The following is a 20,714-nucleotide window of genomic DNA, read 5'->3' as shown; positions in this document are numbered from 1 at the left end:
GTTTGTGGCCGATCCGTTCGATTCTGCTGGTGGTCGTATGTATCGCACGGGAGATTTGGTGCGGTGGCGAGACGACGGCCAGTTGGAGTATTTGGGCCGTTCCGATGATCAGGTCAAGATCCGGGGGTTCCGGGTGGAACCGGGCGAGATCGAGTCGGTGCTGATGTCGCATCCCGGTGTGGAGCGTGCGGTTGTGATCGCCGACGATGGCGGTGGGCGGTTGATCGGGTATGTCATTGCCGTGGCTGGGGACGACCGCGCCGACGATACCGACGTCGATGCCCTGCCCGGGGTGTTGCGATCGTATCTGTCGACGCGGGTGCCCGGACATATGGTGCCTGCGGCGATTGAGGTTGTGGATGAGTTCCCATTGACGGTCAACGGGAAGCTGGACCGGCGGGCATTGCCTGCGCCGCGGTTCGCGTCTCAGGCCGAATACCGGGCCCCAGATACGGAACACGAACGGATTCTTGCGGGATTATTCGCCGAGGTGCTCGGGCTCGGGCGGGTCGGGATCGACGACAATTTCTTCGATTTGGGTGGGCATTCGCTGTTGGCGACCCGGCTGATCAGTCGGATTCGTACGGTGTTGGGGGTGGAGGTCCCGATCCTGACCGTGTTCGAGGCTCCGACAGCGGCCCGGCTCGCGCCGATGCTGGGAACGGCGGGATCGGCTCGCGCGGCTTTGACGGTGCAGGCACGTCCGAAGTGGGTGCCGTTGTCGTTCGCGCAGACACGGTTGTGGTTCCTGTATCGGCTCGAAGGCCCGTCGCCGACCTACAATATTCCGTGGGTCATACGTTTGACCGGTTCGGTGGATCCGGCGGCGATGACGGCGGCGTTCGTCGACCTGGTGGACCGGCACGAGACCTTGCGGACGGTGTTCCCCGACGCCGATGGTGTCCCATACCAGTGTGTGCTACCGGTCGAGGATGCCGGCCCGATCCTGACGACCATAGATTCTAGCAGCGAGGAAGCGGAGATCACCGTGCACGCGGCGGTGCGGTACGCATTCGATCTGGAATCACAGATCCCGATGCGAGCGTGGTTGTTTATCGAGGGCCGGGGCGAATACGTGCTGGTGGTGGTTATGCACCATATCGCCGGTGATGGCGGGTCGATTCGCCCGCTCCTACGGGACCTCGGTCTCGCCTATACCGCTCGTCGCGAGGGCCGGGAGCCGGGATGGGCGCCGCTGCCGGTGCAGTATGTGGACTACACGCTCTGGCAGCGTGCAGTGCTTGGTGCGGAGTCCGATCCGGAAAGTCCGCTGGCCGTGCAGACAACGTATTGGAAACAAGCGCTGGCGGGCCTGCCCGAGCGGATCGCACTACCGGTGGACCGGGCCAATCCACCGGTCAATTCCCATGATGGCGGCTGGATACCCGTCTCATGGTCTGCGGGACTGCACGCCAGGCTCGGGGAACTTGCGCAGCGTTGCGGTGTTAGTATGTTCATGATCCTCAACGGTGCCCTGGCAACGCTGTTGTCGCGTATGGGGGCGGCGATGACATCGTGCTGGGATCACCCACCGCCGGCCGCACCGACGAAGAATTGGACGAGCTGGTCGGGTTTTTCGTGAACACGCTGGTGTTGCGTACTGACCTCTCCGGCAACCCCACCTTCCGCGAGCTCCTCGCACGGGTTCGCGAACGCAGCCTGCAGGCCTACGCTCACCAGGACGTGCCCTTCGAGCGTCTGGTAGAGATGCTGAACCCGACCAGAGCGCTGAGCCATCATCCGGTGTTCCAAGTGATGCTTGCCTGGGACGACACAGCCCAAGGCGATATCGAGATGCCGGGCCTCGCGGTCCGCCCCGAATTTATCGAAACCGGCACGGCCAGGATGGATCTGGCCTTCAGCCTGTCGGAACATCGCGATGGCGCCGATGCTGGCGTCAGCGGTGTGGTGGAGTTTCGCACCGATGTGTTCGAGCGGTCGTCGGTGGAGTCACTAATTGCCCGATGGATACGGATCTTGGAGGCGGTAGCAGTCGATCCTGATATGCGGGTGGGTGCGATCGATCTTCTCGGTGAGGACGAACGTCACCGTGTGCTGGTGGAGTGGAATGATCCGGATCCGGATCCGGATCCGGATGCTGTCGCGGAGAATATGACGGTGCCCGAGCTGTTCGCGCGGCAGGTTGAGCGGGTTCCGGATGCGGTTGCGGTCGTGTGTGGGGATCGGTCGTTGACGTACGCGGAGCTCGATCGTGAGTCCAATCGTTTGGCGCGGGTGCTGATTTCGCGTGGGGTGGGGCCGGAGACCGTGGTGGCGGTGGCGTTGCCGCGGTCGGCGGATCTGATCGTGGCGCTGCTGGGCGTGCTTAAGGCCGGTGGGGCTTATCTGCCGATCGATCCGGGGTATCCCTCGGATCGGCTGGAGTTCATGCTCACTGATGCCGCCCCGGTGATCACGGTGACCGATTCCGATACCGCAATAATGCTGCCCCACAATGCAATATCACATCTTTGTCTCGACACACTTGGGGTGGACATCGTGGCTGAGGATGGCTGGGGTGTCGTGGTGCAGCCACAGAATTTGGCGTATCTGACCTACACGTCCGGTTCGACTGGTGTGCCGAAAGGTGTTGCTATCACTCATCGGAATGTTGCGGCGTTTGTGTCGAAGCCGGTGTGGCGTGATGGTGCGCACGGCAGTGTTCTGATGCACTCGTCGGTGGCGTTCGATGCGTCCACGTATGAGATCTGGGCTCCACTGACCAATGGTGGTCGGGTTGTCGTTGCGCCGCCGGGCCGGACTGATATCGCGACACTGACTCGGGTGTTGGCCGAGAACGGAGTCACGGCGGCGTTTCTCACGACCCGGCTGTTCGAGTTGCTCCTCGATGAGTGTCCTGACGCGCTTGCGAGTTTGCATCAGGTGTGGACCGGCGGTGAGGAGATGCCACCGGAGGTATTCCGGCGTGCCTTACGGATGTGTCCCAGGACGCGTGTTGTGCACGTGTACGGGCCCACCGAGACAACGACTTTCGCGACCTGTCGCGCCTTCGAGCCTGCGGAGAGTTTCGACGGTGTGTCGGTGCCGATCGGGTCCGCGTTGGCCAATATGCGGGTGTTCGTGCTGGATTCGTGGTTGTCGCCGGTCCCGATCGGTGTTCCGGGGGAGTTGCATATCGCTGGTGCGCAGTTGGGTCGGGGGTATCGCGGTCGGGCGGGGTTGACGGCGTCGCGGTTTGTGGCCGATCCGTTCGGGCCGGTGGGGTCTCGGTTGTATCGCACGGGGGATCTGGTGCGGTGGACCGCATCGGGGGAGCTGGTGTTCGTCGGGCGGGTCGATGATCAGGTGAAGGTGCGTGGGTTCCGGGTGGAGCTGGGGGAGATCGAGTCGGTGCTGGCAGCGCATCCGGGGGTGTCGCAGGCGGTGGTGGTGGCTCGTGATGCCGGCGAGTTGGGTAAGCAGTTGGTCGGGTACGTGGTGCCTGGTCGCACAGCTGATGTGGTCGATGGTGGTGTGGTCCGGCGATATGTGGCGGATCGGTTGCCGGAGTTCATGGTGCCGGCGACAGTGGTGGTGTTGGAGGGTTTGCCGCTGACATCGAACGGGAAGTTGGATCGGCGGGCGTTGCCGGAACCTGAGTTTGTGTCGCGGGTGGAGTATCGGGAACCGCGTGACGAGCAGGAACAGGTTTTGGCGGGATTGTTCGCCGAGGTGCTCGGGCTCGGGCGGGTCGGGATCGACGACAATTTCTTCGATTTGGGTGGGCATTCGCTGTTGGCGACCCGGCTGATCAGTCGGATTCGTACGGTGTTGGGGGTGGAGGTCCCGATCCGGACCGTGTTCGAGGCACCGACAGCGGCCCGGCTCGCGCCAATGCTGGGAACGGCGGGATCGGCTCGCGCGGCTTTGACGGTGCAGGCACGTCCGAAGTGGGTGCCGTTGTCGTTCGCGCAGACACGGTTGTGGTTCCTGCATCGGCTCGAAGGCCCGTCGGCGACTTACAACATGCCGATTGCTTTGCGCGTGGTGGGTGTGTTGGACGTGTCGGCGTTGCGGGCAGCGGTGGGTGATGTGGTCGCCCGGCACGAGGTGTTGCGCACGGTGTTCCTGGAAACAGATGGCGTGCCGGTGCAGCAGGTCCTCGAGGTTGGCGAGGTCGAGGTGCCAGTGTCGGTGGTCGATGTCGAGGCGGGGAGTTGGAAGCGTCGCTGGAGCGGGCGGTGCGGTATGAGTTCGATCTGGCGGGTGAGATCCCGGTGCGGGTCGATGTGTTCGGTTGTGGGCCGGCCGAGTACGTGGTGATGCTTCTGGTTCATCACATCGCTGCGGACGGGTGGTCGCTGGGGCCGTTGATGCGGGATCTGTCGCAGGCGTATTCGGCGCGGCGGCAGGGTGGGGATCCGCAATGGGTGCCGTTGCCGGTGCAGTACGTCGATTACAGCCTGTGGCAGCAGGAGTTGTTGGGAGATCCGCAGGATCCGGACTCGTTGATCGCGCAGCAGTTCGATTACTGGCGAGCTGAACTTGCCGGGTTGCCCGAACTGTTGCGGTTGCCGACCGACCGGCCTCGCCCGCCGGTGGCTTCCTACCGTGGTGGCGTCGTGCCGTTCGAGATCGATGCCTGGACTCGCGCGAGGGTGGAGCGGTTGGCTCGCCGCGAGGGGACCACGGTGTCGATGGTGCTGCAGTCGGCGCTGGCGGTGTTGTTGTCTGGGCTCGGTGGCGGGGGGACATCCCGATCGGATCACCCATCGCCGGTCGCACCGATGAGGCGTTGACCGATTTGGTCGGGTTCTTCGTCAACACTTGGGTGTTGCGTGTTGCTGTCGACTCGGCGGTGTCGTTCACCCGGATCCTGGCTCAGGTCAAACAGAAAGCTCTGGCGGCGTATGCGAATCAGGACGCGCCGTTCGAGTTGCTGGTCGAGTTGCTCAATCCGGTCCGGTCTCCGGCGCATCATCCCCTGTTCCAGGTGATGCTGGCATTCCAGAACAACGAGTCAGCGAACTTGAGTTTCCCTGATGCAGACCTCAGCTGGATTCCTGTGTCGACCGGCACATCGCGGATGGATCTGTTCTTCAATATCGCGGACGCGTCCTCTGTCGATGCCGAGCTCGGCAGCGGGTGGGGTGGGTTGGTGGAGTATGCGACGGATCTGTTCGATCTGGGCACTGTCGAGACATTGGTGGCTAGGTTTGTGCGGGTGCTGGATCAGGTGGTTGCTGATCCGGATGGTTGTGTCGGGTCGATAGATCTACTCGACGAGACTGAACGACAGCTGGTGTTGAAGGCGTGGAACGACACCGCGGTACCGGTGCCGCACACAACGATCCCGGAGCTGTTCGCGCGGCAGGTTGAGCGGGTTCCGGATGCGGTTGCGGTCGTGTGTGGGGATCGGTCGTTGACGTACGCGGAGCTCGATCGTGAGTCCAATCGTTTGGCGCGGGTGCTGATTTCGCGTGGGGTGGGGCCGGAGACCGTGGTGGCGGTGGCGTTGCCGCGGTCGGCGGATCTGATCGTGGCGCTGCTGGGCGTGCTTAAGGCCGGTGGGGCTTATCTGCCGATCGATCCGGGGTATCCCTCGGATCGGCTGGAGTTCATGCTCACTGATGCCGCCCCGCTGGTGATAATCACCGACCAGGTCACGGCACAGAGTTTGCCCGACACGGCCACACCCCGGCTGGTTATCGATCAGCGAGTCGGTGCACTCGACCCGGTGGCCGAGTCCCTCACCGACAGCGAGAACCGCTGCCGGCCGCATCCGGACAATCTGGCGTACCTGATCTACACCTCCGGCTCCACCGGCACACCGAAGGGCGTGGCTATCACCCACCGCAACGTGGCGAGCAATGTCGGAGCGGTGGCCGCGATCCTTGGCGAGGATGGGTTGTCGCGCGTGCTGGCCAGCACATCGACAGCGTTCGACGTTTCCGTCTTCGAGATCTTCGCGACCTTGTGCCTGGGCGGGATTGTGGAGCTGGTGCGTGACGTGCTGGTTCTTTCCGAGCAGGATGGCTGGTCCGGAAGTGTTGTCAGTACCGTGCCGTCGGCGTTCGTCGAGGTATTGGACAATGTCCGCACACCGATCAACGCCGACACAGTCGTCTACATCGGCGAGGCCCTGACCTCAGCTGTGATTGCACGTACGCGGGCGCTGAACCCGGATGCTCGGGTGGTCAACGGGTATGGGCCGACGGAAGCGACGGTGTTTGTTACGGCTTTCGCTGTCGGCGCCGGGGACGAAGTCGTTGGTGATGTGCCGATCGGGTCGCCGTTGGCGAATGTGCAGGTATATGTGCTGGGGGCGGCGTTGGAGCCGGTCCCGGTTGGGGTTGTGGGTGAGTTGTATGTGGGGGTGTTCAGGTTGGTCGGGGTATCGCGGTCGGGCGGGGTTGACGGCGTCGCGGTTTGTGGCCGATCCGTTCGGGCCGGTGGGGTCTCGGTTGTATCGCACGGGGGATCTGGTGCGGTGGACCGCATCGGGGGAGCTGGTGTTCGTCGGGCGGGTCGATGATCAGGTGAAGGTGCGTGGGTTCCGGGTGGAGCTGGGGGAGATCGAGTCGGTGCTGGCAGCGCATCCGGGGGTGTCGCAGGCGGTGGTGGTGGCTCGTGATGCCGGCGAGTTGGGTAAGCAGTTGGTCGGGTACGTGGTGCCCGACCGCGCAGCCGATGTCGGCGGAGGCGAGGAGATTGTCGAGCAATGGCGTCGTGTTTATGACGATCTGTACTCGGCAGCGGAATATGTCGAGGATCCGCAAGGAGTGGCTTTTGGCACAGATTTTTCGGTCTGGAAGAGCAGCTACTCGGACTCGGCAATCGCCGTGGAGCAGATGCGCGAGTGGCAGTCAGCGACTGTGGATCAGATCCGTGGGACGGGTCTCGGGCGTGTGCTTGAGGTCGGTGTTGGATCCGGACTGTTGCTTTCGCAATTGGCGCCGGAATGTCAGGAGTATTGGGCTACCGATTTTTCCCCAGTAACGATCGATAAGCTTGCACGGGATTTACAGGGGTTGGGTGTTGATTGGGCTGATCGAGTCTCTCTGCATGTCCGGGCGGCCGATGACGTTACGGGACTGCCCGAAGGGCACTTCGATACCGTAGTCTTGAACTCGGTCATCCAGTACTTCCCGAGTGAGAGCTATCTTCGCAGGGTTATCGCACAGGCGTTGCGGTTGCTGGCTCCCGGTGGTGCTGTATTTGTTGGAGATATTCGGAATCTGACATTGCTCGAGGAATTTGCCACAGGAGTGGCAATTGCGCACGGTGGAGGAGACGATCCTTCGGCTGTTCGGGATCGGGTGCGTCGAAGCCTTTCAGGCGAACAAGAGCTGCTGGCGTCTCCAGAGTATTTCTCTGCGCTTGCTGATGTCTTTGGCGACATCGCCGCGGTAGATATCGAACTCAAGCGAGGATTAGCAGTCAACGAGTTGACTCGATACCGCTACGACGTCACCCTCCGTAAGGGGCCGGCTTCGGTGCTATCGGTGGCGGAGGTATCGCAGGTGCGATTCGTTGATCGTGATCGCTTGCAGTCTCTACTGGCGGGGTGGCGTGATGGTTGTGTCCGTGTCACCGGCATTCCGCATGCCGGGCTGGTCGACGAGGTTCGCGCAGCGCACCGTATCCGGGTCGGGCAGCCAGTAGCCGATGGAGGGCTGCTGGGGACAGAGTCGATGCTTATCGAGGTGGGAGAACGCCCCTCTGGTTTGCTGCCGGAAGATCTGTGTGCCCTTGGCCGACAACTGGGTTTCACTACTTCGGTCACGTGGTCTGCACAACGGGATTGTATGGATGCGGTGTTTGTCGAGTCATCGGTTGTAGACGGCAGATATTTGACTGACGTGTATTCGGCACCGGTACCGGTCGTTGATCTTGCGAGATGCACCAACAACCCACAGGCCGGTCTCCTGGCTGCCGGAGTTCGAGCGTATGTGGCGGATCGGTTGCCGGAGTTCATGGTGCCGGCGACAGTGGTGGTGTTGGAGGGTTTGCCGCTGACATCGAACGGGAAGTTGGATCGGCGGGCGTTGCCGGAACCTGAGTTTGTGTCGCGGGTGGAGTATCGGGAACCGCGTGACGAGCAGGAACAGGTTTTGGCGGGATTGTTCGCCGAGGTGCTCGGGCTCGGGCGGGTCGGGATCGACGACAATTTCTTCGATTTGGGTGGGCATTCGCTGTTGGCGACCCGGCTGATCAGTCGGATTCGTACGGTGTTGGGGGTGGAGGTCCCGATCCGGACCGTGTTCGAGGCGCCGACAGTGGCGGAGCTGAAGCTCAGATGGGCGGAGTTGGGCCCGTCACGTCGACCCGTCCTGCGCAAGATGAACCGAAAGGCAGCTAAGTGATGGTGCCGTTGTCGTTTTCTCAGCAGCGGTTGTGGTTCCTGCATCGGCTCGAAGGCCCGTCGGCGACTTACAACATGCCGATTGCTTTGCGCGTGGTGGGTGTGTTGGACGTGTCGGCGTTGCGGGCAGCGGTGGGTGATGTGGTCGCCCGGCACGAGGTGTTGCGCACGGTGTTCCTGGAAACAGATGGCGTGCCGGTGCAGCAGGTCCTCGAGGTTGGCGAGGTCGAGGTGCCAGTGTCGGTGGTCGATGTCGAGGCGGGGGAGTTGGAAGCGTCGCTGGAGCGGGCGGTGCGGTATGAGTTCGATCTGGCGGGTGAGATCCCGGTGCGGGTCGATGTGTTCGGTTGTGGGCCGGCCGAGTACGTGGTGATGCTTCTGGTTCATCACATCGCTGCGGACGGGTGGTCGCTGGGGCCGTTGATGCGGGATCTGTCGCAGGCGTATTCGGCGCGGCGGCAGGGTGGGGATCCGCAATGGGTGCCGTTGCCGGTGCAGTACGTCGATTACAGCCTGTGGCAGCAGGAGTTGTTGGGAGATCCGCAGGATCCGGACTCGTTGATCGCGCAGCAGTTCGATTACTGGCGAGCTGAACTTGCCGGGTTGCCCGAACTGTTGCGGTTGCCGACCGACCGGCCTCGCCCGCCGGTGGCTTCCTACCGTGGTGGCGTCGTGCCGTTCGAGATCGATGCCTGGACTCGCGCGAGGGTGGAGCGGTTGGCTCGCCGCGAGGGGACCACGGTGTCGATGGTGCTGCAGTCGGCGCTGGCGGTGTTGTTGTCTGGGCTCGGTGGCGGGGGGACATCCCGATCGGATCACCCATCGCCGGTCGCACCGATGAGGCGTTGACCGATTTGGTCGGGTTCTTCGTCAACACTTGGGTGTTGCGTGTTGCTGTCGACTCGGCGGTGTCGTTCACCCGGATCCTGGCTCAGGTCAAACAGAAAGCTCTGGCGGCGTATGCGAATCAGGACGCGCCGTTCGAGTTGCTGGTCGAGTTGCTCAATCCGGTCCGGTCTCCGGCGCATCATCCCCTGTTCCAGGTGATGCTGGCATTCCAGAACAACGAGTCAGCGAACTTGAGTTTCCCTGATGCAGACCTCAGCTGGATTCCTGTGTCGACCGGCACATCGCGGATGGATCTGTTCTTCAATATCGCGGACGCGTCCTCTGTCGATGCCGAGCTCGGCAGCGGGTGGGGTGGGTTGGTGGAGTATGCGACGGATCTGTTCGATCTGGGCACTGTCGAGACATTGGTGGCTAGGTTTGTGCGGGTGCTGGATCAGGTGGTTGCTGATCCGGATGGTTGTGTCGGGTCGATAGATCTACTCGACGAGACTGAACGACAGCTGGTGTTGAAGGCGTGGAACGACACCGCGGTACCGGTGCCGCACACAACGATCCCGGAGCTGTTCGCGCGGCAGGTTGAGCGGGTTCCGGATGCGGTTGCGGTCGTGTGTGGGGATCGGTCGTTGACGTACGCGGAGCTCGATCGTGAGTCCAATCGTTTGGCGCGGGTGCTGATTTCGCGTGGGGTGGGGCCGGAGACCGTGGTGGCGGTGGCGTTGCCGCGGTCGGCGGATCTGATCGTGGCGCTGCTGGGCGTGCTTAAGGCCGGTGGGGCTTATCTGCCGATCGATCCGGGGTATCCCTCGGATCGGCTGGAGTTCATGCTCACTGATGCCGCCCCGGTGATCACGGTGACCGATTCCGATACCGCAATAATGCTGCCCCACAATGCAATATCACATCTTTGTCTCGACACACTTGGGGTGGACATCGTGGCTGAGGATGGCTGGGGTGTCGTGGTGCAGCCACAGAATTTGGCGTATCTGACCTACACGTCCGGTTCGACTGGTGTGCCGAAAGGTGTTGCTATCACTCATCGGAATGTTGCGGCGTTTGTGTCGAAGCCGGTGTGGCGTGATGGTGCGCACGGCAGTGTTCTGATGCACTCGTCGGTGGCGTTCGATGCGTCCACGTATGAGATCTGGGCTCCACTGACCAATGGTGGTCGGGTTGTCGTTGCGCCGCCGGGCCGGACTGATATCGCGACACTGACTCGGGTGTTGGCCGAGAACGGAGTCACGGCGGCGTTTCTCACGACCCGGCTGTTCGAGTTGCTCCTCGATGAGTGTCCTGACGCGCTTGCGAGTTTGCATCAGGTGTGGACCGGCGGTGAGGAGATGCCACCGGAGGTATTCCGGCGTGCCTTACGGATGTGTCCCAGGACGCGTGTTGTGCACGTGTACGGGCCCACCGAGACAACGACTTTCGCGACCTGTCGCGCCTTCGAGCCTGCGGAGAGTTTCGACGGTGTGTCGGTGCCGATCGGGTCCGCGTTGGCCAATATGCGGGTGTTCGTGCTGGATTCGTGGTTGTCGCCGGTCCCGATCGGTGTTCCGGGGGAGTTGCATATCGCTGGTGCGCAGTTGGGTCGGGGGTATCGCGGTCGGGCGGGGTTGACGGCGTCGCGGTTTGTGGCCGATCCGTTCGGGCCGGTGGGGTCTCGGTTGTATCGCACGGGGGATCTGGTGCGGTGGACCGCATCGGGGGAGCTGGTGTTCGTCGGGCGGGTCGATGATCAGGTGAAGGTGCGTGGGTTCCGGGTGGAGCTGGGGGAGATCGAGTCGGTGCTGGCAGCGCATCCGGGGGTGTCGCAGGCGGTGGTGGTGGCTCGTGATGCCGGCGAGTTGGGTAAGCAGTTGGTCGGGTACGTGGTGCCTGGTCGCACAGCTGATGTGGTCGATGGTGGTGTGGTCCGGCGATATGTGGCGGATCGGTTGCCGGAGTTCATGGTGCCGGCGACAGTGGTGGTGTTGGAGGGTTTGCCGCTGACATCGAACGGGAAGTTGGATCGGCGGGCGTTGCCGGAACCTGAGTTTGTGTCGCGGGTGGAGTATCGGGAACCGCGTGACGAGCAGGAACAGGTTTTGGCGGGATTGTTCGCCGAGGTGCTCGGGCTCGGGCGGGTCGGGATCGACGACAATTTCTTCGATTTGGGTGGGCATTCGCTGTTGGCGACCCGGCTGATCAGTCGGATTCGTACGGTGTTGGGGGTGGAGGTCCCGATCCGGACCGTGTTCGAGGCACCGACAGCGGCCCGGCTCGCGCCAATGCTGGACCGGGCTGCCGGGACTCTCTATGGAATTGATGTTCTGTTGCCACTGCGGGCAACAGGTAGCGCTACGCCGCTGTTCTGCATCCATCCGGGAGGCGGTCTGAGTTGGTCGTACTCCGGCCTGCTCAGCTATCTCGACCCGATCTATCCGGTATATGGCCTGCAGCAGCGAGCGGTCAGTGGCACACAGCCTGTGCCGTCGACGTTGCAGGAAATGGCCGCGGATTATGTCGATCAGATCCGCCATGTTCAATCCACGGGACCGTACAGGCTGCTGGGCTGGTCGCTCGGGGTGTGGTCGCCCACGCTATGGCAACCGAACTTCAGGCGCGTGATGAGAGTATTGAAATGTTGATCATACTGGATTCGGATCCTATCGCGAATACTAAGAATTTCGAAATCCCAGAATTTGGTGATCATCCGTTCGGTATACCGGCGGAGCAGCTACCGAGCAGGGTCGGCATACTCGACATTGCGCTCGACGAATCGACTTTGCAAGGGATGCAAGAATCTCTCAGGCAGGGTATAGATTTGATCACGGGTTATATTCCCCAAGTTTTTCATGGTGATGTAGTGCTCTTTTGGCAAACCGTGAGGACGGCCGTGAAAAACGAGATTCGGCTAAGGAGTGGGAACCCTATATTGCCGGCGGCGTAGAGGTTCATCAGGTGCCCTTCGGGCACAACGAGATGATGCACCCGAAAGCCCTGGACTATATTGGTCCCACATTGTCATCAATTCTTCATCGGCTCGATTGAGGTCGGCAGTCGCTAGAGTGAGCCGAGGCCGTAGTGACCTTGGGGTGATCAATTTGATTAAGTGGCATCTCTGATTCTGTGTGTGATCAGTATTAGAGGTACGAGCTTTGAGCTGCGTATGAGATCCAAAACTTCGGAGGGAATTCAAATGTCTGACTCTCGAGATCGGCTCGTTGAGGCGCTCCGGCTGTCGCTTACCGAGGCCGAACGCCTGCGTACCGAAAACCACAAGATTTCGAGGACAATTTCGGAGCCCGTCGCGATTGTGGGTATGGGATGTCGGTTCCCCGGTGGGATCGACTCCCCGAGGATCTGTGGCGGGTCGTGGCCGAGGGCCGTGACGTCGTGTCGGGATTCCCAACCGATCGGGGCTGGGACCTGGCCGGATTGTTCGACCCGGACCCGGATGCGATCGGCAAATCGTATGCGCGCGAGGGGGGTTCCTCGATGCAGTCACCGAGTTCGATGCGGCGTTTTTCGGGATCAGCCCCCGCGAAGCGATCGCCATGGACCCTCAACAACGCTTGGTGCTGGAGACGGTGTGGGAAGCGTTGGAACGGGCCGGGATCGACCCGAGATCCCTACACGGGTCAGCGACCGGCGTGTTCATGGGAATGACGGGCCAGTCCTATTCCGAGGGCCGCAGGGTCGGCGACGGGGGCGGGGAGGGTTACGCGCTTACAGGGTTGGCCTCGAGTGTGGTGTCGGGGCGGGTGTCATATCTGTTGGGGTTGGAGGGTCCGGCGGTCTCGGTGGACACGGCGTGTTCGTCGTCGTTGGTAGCGCTGCATCAGGCGGTGCAGTCGCTGCGGTCGGGGGAGTGTGGGTTGGCGTTGGTGGGTGGGGTGACGGTGATGGCGTCGCCCGGGATTTTCGTGGAGTTTTCGCGGCAGAGGGGCATGGCGGTGGATGGGCGGTGTAAGTCGTTCGCGGAGACCGCAGACGGGGCGGGGTGGTCCGAGGGTGCCGGCGTGTTGGTGATGGAGCGATTGTCGGAGGCGCGGCGGCTGGGGCATGAGGTGCTGGCGTTGGTCCGAGGTTCGGCTGTGAATCAGGACGGTGCGTCCAATGGGTTGACCGCGCCGAATGGTCCGTCACAACAGCGGGTGATCCGGCAGGCGTTGGCGAACGCTGGGGTGGCCGCGAACGAGGTCGACGTGGTGGAGGCGCACGGCACAGGAACGACTTTGGGTGACCCGATCGAGGCACAGGCGTTGTTGGCGACATACGGGCAGGATCGTCCGGCGGAGCGGCCATTGTGGCTGGGTTCGATCAAATCCAACATCGGACATACCCAGGCCGCGGCCGGGGTCGCCGGGGTCATCAAAATGATCGAGGCGATCCGCCGCGGGATCATGCCCGCGACACTTCACGTGGAAACCCCCACGACGCATGTGGACTGGTCGACCGGACGAGTGGAACTTCTCGTCGGCCATCAACAATGGGAAACCGACGATCGCCCACGCCGAGCGGGTGTGTCCTCCTTCGGCGTAAGCGGCACCAACGCCCACGTCATCCTCGAACAAGCCCCAGCCACCAACGTCATCGCTGCGGACACCACCCATGTCACCGACACCGATGCGACCGATATCACCGGGGCAGCTGGTGGTATGGATCTGGTTTCGGTGCCGTGGGTGGTGTCGGGACGGTCGCGGGAGGCGTTGGCGGGCCAAGCACGTCGGTTGTCGACGTTGTTGGAGCGGCATCCGGGATTGGATTTGGTGGATGTGGGGTGGTCGTTGGTCTCAGGCCGGTCGCGATTCGAGAACCGGGCGGTGGTGGTTGGCGCTGACCGGACCGAATTGCTGGCGGGTTTGACCGCGTTGATCGAGGCGACCCCGACAGGCAACCTCGTGCAAGGTGTCACCGGGGCGCCGGGGACTGTTGGGCGGACGGTGTTCGTATTCCCAGGTCAAGGCGCGCAGTGGGCGGGAATGGGCCGGGAGTTATTGGATACCGCACCGGTGTTTGCGCGGAAGATGGCCGAGTGTGCAGAGGCGTTCGCGCCATGGGTGGATTGGTCGTTGATCGAGGTGGTTCGGGGATCGGCGGGGGCGCCGTCGCTGGATCGGGTCGATGTGGTGCAGCCTGTGTTGTTCGCGGTCATGGTGTCGTTGGCGGAGTTGTGGGGTTCGGTCGGGGTGGTCCCCGACGCGGTGGTGGGCCACTCTCAGGGTGAGATAGCTGCGGCTCACGTCGCGGGCGCGCTCTCGCTCGACGACGCCGCGCAGATCGTCATCTTTCGTTCACGGGCACTGACCGACCTGGCTGGTCACGGCGCGATGCTCTCAATCGTTGACACACTCGAACGGGTCAACGCCCTGATCGAGCCATTCTCCGACAGAGTTTCCGTCGCGTCGGTCAACGGACCAAGATCAGTCGTTATATCCGGGCCCCCCACCGTTCTCGCAGAGATCGAGCGGATCCTGTCCGGACAAGGAGTGATGCGTTGGACCGTTCCTGATGTCAACTTCGTGGCACATTCCGCGCACGTCGAGTCATTGCGTGCGGGGTTGTTGCATGCGCTCGAGGGTGTGACGGCACGGTCTTCGCAAGTGCCGTTCTACTCCACGGTGACTGGTGCGGTGATGGACACGGCCGGGTTGGATGCCCGGTATTGGTACCGCAATCTGCGGGAGACCGTTCGTTTCGACCAAGCCACCGCGGCGTTGCTGGCCGACGGGCACAACGTCTTCGTTGAAACCAGCCCGCATCCGTTGCTGACGTTGGGGATCGAGGAATCCGCCGAAGCGTTGACCATGCAGGGACGAAAAACACTCGTGGTCGAGTCGCTGCGACGCAATGAAGGTGGCATGGACCGGTTCCTACGTTCGCTGGCACAGCTGGATGTGGCGGGTGTGGTCATGGATTGGGAGGCGGTGTTCCGCGGTAGCGGTGCGCGGCGGGTGGAACTTCCGACCTATGCCTTCCAACGGCGCCGTTACTGGTTGGACGCGGTGGTACCCGCGGACGCGGCGGCATTGGGACTGGTGGCGGCGGGTCATCCCATGGTGGGGGCGGTGGTGGCGTCACCGGAGTCGGGTGGGGTCACTGTAACGGGTCGGTTGTCGCTGACTACTCACCCGTGGCTAAGAGATCACGCGGTGGATGGGGTGGTGTTGGTGCCCGGCACCGGGCTGGTGGAGTTGGTGTTCCGCGCCGGTGACGAAGTCGGTTGCCCGGTGATACAGGAACTCACTCTGATGGCCCCCTGGTGCTGCCCACCGACACCGCCGTTCAAATCCAAATCCACATCGCCGCAGCCGGCGAGAGCGCCGGGGCGGTAGAGTCCCGGGCGGCATCGGTGTATTCCCGTGTCGAGGATGGTGATCCGGAGTGGACGCTGCACGCGCGCGGCCTGGTCACCTCCGCCGCCACCACCGCGGCTGTGGTGGTGGATGATTCGGCGGAGTTTTTGGTGTGGCCGCCGTCGGGCGTGGTAGCCGTGGAGATCGACGGTCTCTACGATCGGTTAGCCGAGGCCGGATACGAGTACGGCCCCACATTTCAGGGCCTGCAAGCGGTATGGCGGCGTGGCAAGGACCTGTTCGTGCAGGCCGCGCTGCCCGAGCCGGTCACCGATGCGCAATGCTACGGATTGCACCCCGCGCTGCTGGACGCCGTTCTGCACGCGACGCTCGCAGGCCGCGACGAAGACTCGATCGTGGCATTGCCGTTCGCGTGGGAGAAGATCAACCTGCATGCGACGGGGGCCTCGGTGGTCCGTGCCCGCATCACTCCCCACAGTGGGGATGCGGTATCGATCGAGGTCGCCGACGAAACCGGCAGCCCGGTAATATCGATCCAGTCGCTCGCCTCACGACCGGTGACCGCCGAAAATCTCACCACCACCACCACGGCGCGCGAGCGTCTCCACATCGTGCACTGGACGCCGCTACCGGCGGTCTCCGAACCGGCGTCGTCGGCTGCGGTTGCTCCGGTCGTGTTCTACGCCGACTGGATCGATATCGGTGAGCGGACACCACCACCGGTGGTCGTGCTTGACATGCGAACCACTGCTGGACGCACCGACACCGATGTGCTGACGCGGGTACACAGCGCTACCCATGAGGTGTTGGTCGTGTTGCAGGGGTGGTTGCGGGAAGAACGGTTCGCGGCGAGCACGTTGGTGGTGTTGACATGTGGTGCGGTGGGCGTGGCCGGTGAGGACGTCACCGATCCGGCTGGATCGGCGGTGTGGGGTCTGGTGCGGTCGGCGCAGTCAGAGAATCCCGGCCGGATCGTGCTCGCCGACACCGACCCCATCGAACGCCTCGACACCGCGGATCTCACGGGACTCGCTGCGACGCTGGTGACATCACAGGAACCGCAGGTCGCGATCCGTAAGGGTGTTCTGCATAGGGCTCGAGCCACAGGAGTACCCCATGACTCGATGTTGGCTACGCCCGAGAAACTACCGTGGCGGCTGGAAGTTGGCGACATGGGCTCGTTCGACAGTCTGGAGCTCGCGGTCTATCCGCCGGCCGGCGAGACGCTCGAATCAGGGCAGGTTCGGATAGCGATGCGCGCGGCTGGGTTGAACTTCCGGGATATTCTGGTCGCGCTCGGTGTCGTGCAATTGCCTTGGGGAACCTTGCCGGGCGAGGGTGCCGGTGTGGTTCTCGACGTTGGTCCGGGAGTGGTCGACCTTGCACCAGGGGACAGTGTGTACGGCTTCATAGCGAGTGGTATTTGCTCGGTGGGGATCACGGATCAACGTCTTGTCACACGGATCCCAGCAGGCTGGTCGTTCGCCGAGGCCGCCGCGATCCCAGCGGTGTTCGTGACGGCCTACTATGGTTTGAAGGATCTGGGCGGGGTGCGGTCGGGAGAGACGTTGTTGGTGCATGCCGCCACTGGTGGGGTAGGTATGGCAGCGGTGCAGTTGGCCCGACATTGGGGCATGGACGTCTTTGCCACTGCGAGCCTCGGCAAGTGGGACACGCTACGGACCATGGGCTTCGATGAACAACACATCGCGAATTCACGGACGCTCGAGTTCGAGGCCGAGTTCCTCCAGGCCACCAGCGGTCAAGGAATGGATGTCGTGTTGAACTGCCTGGCCGACGAGTTCGTCGATGCCTCGTTGCGGTTGCTGCCGCGGGGCGGACGTTTCCTAGAGATGGGCAAAACTGACATACGCAACAGCCAGGAGGTCGTCGCTCAGTATTCGGGGTGGATTATCAGGCATTCGATATGTTCGACGCCGGAATAGACGGGATCCAGCACATGCTCGCTGAACTCGCCGTCATGTTCGATAGTGGTGCGATCAACCGTCTTCCGGTGCAGGCATGGGGCATTCATCAAGCCCCCGAAGCCTTCCGGTTCTTCAGCCAAGCACGCCATGTCGGTAAGGTCGTCCTGACGATCCCCGCAGACCCTGACACGACGACGTCGGGTGGGACGGTGTTGATCACCGGTGGCACGGGTGGTTTGGGTAGTCTGGTCGCCCGGCACCTGGTGGGGGTTCATGGTGTCGGGTCGTTGGTGTTGACCAGTCGTCAGGGGATCGCCGCCGCGGGTGCGGCGGAGTTGGTGGCGGAGTTGACGGGGTTGGGTGCTCGGGTACGGGTCGTGGCCTGTGATGTGTCGGATAGGGCGGCGCTCGCGGAACTACTGACCACGGTCCCGGTCGAGTATCCGCTGACCGGTGTCGTGCACGCCGCGGGTGTGCTTGACGACGGGGTGATCGCCTCGTTGACCCCGGACCGGGTCGATACCGTGTTAGCGCCCAAAGCCGACGCGGCGTGGCATCTGCACGAGCTGACTCGGCACCTGGACCTGACGATGTTCGTGCTGTTCTCCTCCGCCGCGGGCGTCATCGGATCAGCCGGACAAGGCAACTATGCCGCCGCAAACACCTTTCTCGATGGACTCGCCCAACACCGACGCGCACACGGCCTGCCAGCCACCTCCATCGCGTGGGGACTGTGGGCGATGAACACCGCAATGACCAGCTCCCTCAGGGAATCCGACACCGTACGAATCAGCCGCGGGTTCCTCGGCATGTCCGACGAACAAGGCCTGGCATTCTTCGACGCCGCACTCGCACAGAACCTGGCCACGGTCATGGCCGCCCGGCTCGATCTACCAACATTGGCAGCACAGGCCCACACCCCCCTATACTGAAAGAACTGGTTGTGAGGCCAAGGCGCACCGCGGGCGCGAGCGCCACGGTATCTGATCCGGCATCGCCGCAGCGACTAATCGGACTGACTGAACCCGAACAGCGCGAGGTTCTGCTCGGATTGGTCCGCGCCCAGGTTGCGGTGGTCCTTGGCCATGACGGGCCCGGCGCGATCGACCCGAACTGCAACTTCAAGGACATGGGATTCGACTCGTTGACCGCAGTCGAGGTCCGCAACCGGCTCAACACCACGACCGGACTGACCCTGCCCGCCACCCTCGTCTTCGAGCACCCCACCCCCACGCCGTCACCACACAACTGCTCCAACAGATCACCAATAGTCATGCGCCCCAGCGGGCCAGCGTGGGCGATGAGCGAGATGTCCGCCGGTTCTTGGCTTCCGTGCCCTTTGAGCGCTTTCGGGAGATAGGCATCTTGGATGCGGTGCTGAAACTAGCGCGCGAGGATGTACAGCCGTGTCTGTCCAGCGACGATGTACGGCAGTCCACTACGGATATGGACGCGGGCAGCAGGACAGTTCGACATGTCTTGGGCAGTCGGCAACGGTGATGAGGAGAAACGCCTTCAACTCAAGGTTGGTCGTGGCATCGTGCCGTTCGGTGCCGCAACGATGCGAGCCCCTGCTCAGTTCGGGTGGGGGAACACCATGCGCTACTTGCTTGCTGACAGCAGAAGGGTTTATGACTCGCGGCCGACGGGTCTGCGGCTGTCTGCCATCTTGGTGTTCGGCTGCTCGAGTTCGTCGGCAGCCGGACTCGCAGCCGGGCACGGAGTTGGCTCCGGCGGGGCCACTGGCATCGACTCGATCGACGGGCTGGTCGAACTCGAGGCGGGACCGCCCCAGATCGTGGCAAGGCGACGAGGCGCGGGAACCGACTCGCACTGCGCCTGCAAACCCTCCTGGCCACGCTGGGAGTCGGGTGCGGACGCGGCGGCCGAGCGGCATGGCCAGACTGCACATCTCTTCCGAAGCGGAGCAATTCGGTCTGGTCAACCGCCTCGGCATCCCATCGAATCTTTCAACGGCACAGGAGAATCAGGACCACGATGGCTGATCAGACGACGCTTTCCCCGGAACTGCTCGACTACCTGCGGGACAACTCCCTGCGCGAGGACGTGATCCTGAGGGAACTGCGCGAGGAGACCGTGAGATACCCTATGGGCTACCAGATGCAGGTAATGGCCGAGGAGGGGCAGTTGCTGGCCTTCCTGCTCGCGGTTACAGGCGCGGCCACGGTGGTGGAGGTCGGCACCTTCACCGGATACAGCACCCTGTGCATGGCGCGGGTGCTCCCGCCGGGCGGGCGCCTGGTGACCTGTGATGTCAGCGACCGGTGGCCCGCGATTGGGCGACCCTACTGGGAGCGGGCCGGGGTGACGGACCGGATTGAGGTCCGGATCGGCGACGCGAGCGCGACTCTCCCTGAACTGACTGCCGAATGGGGCCGCGACAGCGTGGATTTCGCGTTCATTGATGCGGATAAGGCTAACTACCGATGCTACTATGAAGAGCTCCTTACGCTGGTGCGACCCGGTGGTCTAATCGTGGTCGACAACACGCTGTTCTTCGGCCGGGTGGCCGATCCGGTCGCTGTGGATCCGGATACGATGGCGATCCGCGAACTGAACGCCTTCTTGCGCGACGACGAGCGGGTCGACCTGACTATGCTTGCTATGGCTGACGGCATCACCGTCGTCCGTAAGCGATGAGGCGGAAAGCGAGGCGAGGGCCTGTCCGGTAGAGGTTGGGAGGGTACGGATACCCGCCCAACATGATTCGGCCTCATGAATTGACCGATGTGCAGTGGGCGTTGCTGGAGCCGCAGGGGCATCGGTGGGCTGATCACCGAACAGCGGTCGATGGAATCCCTTTCCGGTGCACACCCTGGTGTCGTGGCGGGATCTGCCCGAACGCTACGGCAATTGGAAACCGACTACGAGCGGCATCGCCGCTGGGCGTCGGACGGGACCTGGCAGCGCACCGCCGAAGCTGACAGCAGGTGGGGGCCGCAAGCTCGCGGTAGTGGTGGATGCCATGATCGTGTGGGCCATCAGCACGCCGCCGGAGCGAATCGGCGGCCGCCGGCTCGGTTACGACCCAAGAGCTGGCCGCCGAGCCGCGACGGACCCGACGGCCGCGAGGCCCTCGGCATATCGCCGGGGCGGGGTTGGAGCCTACCGTTTGGCTTTGTGGGCCGACGTGAAATCGTTCGGTTGGACCGTCGCAGCGGCCAATGGTCCCCGACGACACAAACGAGCCAGCCGCATCCGACCATACTCCGATACTGGGGCATTGCGGTGGGACACGAAGTGCCCCTGAATCGGTGCGTTCCTAGACAACCTCGCACGTCTGTCGAATATATCGTCTTGTCAGCTCGCCGC

Annotated in this window: 12 protein-coding genes and 2 pseudogenes; all 14 read left to right on the top strand. The window is 63.0% G+C overall.

From position 1 onward, the window contains the following. Positions 1-4 precede the first annotated feature (4 nt). The 14 genes and pseudogenes from BTZ20_RS29145 (at position 5) to BTZ20_RS16740 (ending at position 20,042) form a co-directional block, all read left to right on the top strand. Positions 5-1,582, top strand: a complete 1,578-nt coding sequence (locus tag BTZ20_RS29145) for a condensation domain-containing protein (protein ID WP_145982320.1) — start codon at positions 5-7, stop codon at positions 1,580-1,582. After that, on the top strand, positions 1,516-4,263 hold the full coding sequence (locus BTZ20_RS29140; RefSeq protein ID WP_077042150.1) for a non-ribosomal peptide synthetase: 2,748 nt from the start codon (positions 1,516-1,518) through the stop codon (positions 4,261-4,263). Before BTZ20_RS29145 ends, BTZ20_RS29140 begins: the two co-directional genes overlap by 67 nt. After that, complete coding sequence (locus BTZ20_RS29135) at positions 4,182-4,739, top strand: condensation domain-containing protein (RefSeq protein ID WP_317616047.1); 558 nt, start codon at positions 4,182-4,184, stop codon at positions 4,737-4,739. The genes BTZ20_RS29140 and BTZ20_RS29135 overlap by 82 nt, the downstream gene beginning before the upstream one ends. After that, positions 4,736-6,475 carry a non-ribosomal peptide synthetase gene (locus BTZ20_RS29130; protein WP_077042148.1) on the top strand — a complete coding sequence of 580 codons (1,740 nt, stop codon included), beginning with the start codon at positions 4,736-4,738 and terminating at the stop codon, positions 6,473-6,475. Before BTZ20_RS29135 ends, BTZ20_RS29130 begins: the two co-directional genes overlap by 4 nt. Continuing rightward, on the top strand, positions 6,372-8,306 hold the full coding sequence (locus tag BTZ20_RS29490) for a phosphopantetheine-binding protein (RefSeq protein ID WP_411269078.1): 1,935 nt from the start codon (positions 6,372-6,374) through the stop codon (positions 8,304-8,306). The genes BTZ20_RS29130 and BTZ20_RS29490 overlap by 104 nt, the downstream gene beginning before the upstream one ends. Continuing rightward, the gene (locus BTZ20_RS29120; RefSeq protein WP_262982602.1) at positions 8,306-9,154 is read left to right on the top strand and encodes a condensation domain-containing protein; all 849 of its coding nucleotides are present in this window, start codon (positions 8,306-8,308) and stop codon (positions 9,152-9,154) included. Before BTZ20_RS29490 ends, BTZ20_RS29120 begins: the two co-directional genes overlap by 1 nt. Beyond that, positions 9,151-11,781 carry a non-ribosomal peptide synthetase gene (locus tag BTZ20_RS16770; protein WP_077042145.1) on the top strand — a complete coding sequence of 877 codons (2,631 nt, stop codon included), beginning with the start codon at positions 9,151-9,153 and terminating at the stop codon, positions 11,779-11,781. Before BTZ20_RS29120 ends, BTZ20_RS16770 begins: the two co-directional genes overlap by 4 nt. A gap of 521 nt (positions 11,782-12,302) precedes the next feature. Beyond that, positions 12,303-12,383 (top strand): annotated as a pseudogene (locus BTZ20_RS29885) (hypothetical protein); the annotation flags it as partial. Between the two features lie 77 nt (positions 12,384-12,460). Further along, positions 12,461-13,125: pseudogene (locus BTZ20_RS29110) on the top strand (beta-ketoacyl synthase N-terminal-like domain-containing protein); the annotation flags it as partial. Between the two features lie 39 nt (positions 13,126-13,164). Beyond that, on the top strand, positions 13,165-15,471 hold the full coding sequence (locus BTZ20_RS29105) for a type I polyketide synthase (RefSeq protein WP_262982601.1): 2,307 nt from the start codon (positions 13,165-13,167) through the stop codon (positions 15,469-15,471). Continuing rightward, a complete protein-coding gene (locus BTZ20_RS29100) occupies positions 15,399-17,399 on the top strand; it encodes a polyketide synthase dehydratase domain-containing protein (protein WP_189636487.1) in 2,001 nt (666 codons plus the stop codon). The genes BTZ20_RS29105 and BTZ20_RS29100 overlap by 73 nt, the downstream gene beginning before the upstream one ends. Beyond that, positions 17,360-18,313 (top strand): SDR family NAD(P)-dependent oxidoreductase, encoded by a 954-nt coding sequence (locus BTZ20_RS16750; RefSeq protein ID WP_262982485.1) that lies wholly within the window; start codon positions 17,360-17,362, stop codon positions 18,311-18,313. Before BTZ20_RS29100 ends, BTZ20_RS16750 begins: the two co-directional genes overlap by 40 nt. Before the next feature lie 11 nt (positions 18,314-18,324). Continuing rightward, the gene (locus tag BTZ20_RS27315; protein WP_223263372.1) at positions 18,325-18,741 is read left to right on the top strand and encodes an acyl carrier protein; all 417 of its coding nucleotides are present in this window, start codon (positions 18,325-18,327) and stop codon (positions 18,739-18,741) included. Positions 18,742-19,379: 638 nt separating this feature from the next. Beyond that, positions 19,380-20,042, top strand: coding sequence for an O-methyltransferase (locus tag BTZ20_RS16740; protein WP_077042139.1), 663 nt, complete (start codon positions 19,380-19,382; stop codon positions 20,040-20,042). The last annotated feature ends 672 nt before the right edge of the window (positions 20,043-20,714 follow it).

The sequence above is a fragment of the Rhodococcus sp. MTM3W5.2 genome, from assembly GCF_001984015.1.
GTDB classification, from domain to species: Bacteria; Actinomycetota; Actinomycetes; order Mycobacteriales; family Mycobacteriaceae; genus Rhodococcus_G; species Rhodococcus_G oryzae.
This window is presented reverse-complemented; position numbering and strand designations above follow the sequence as displayed.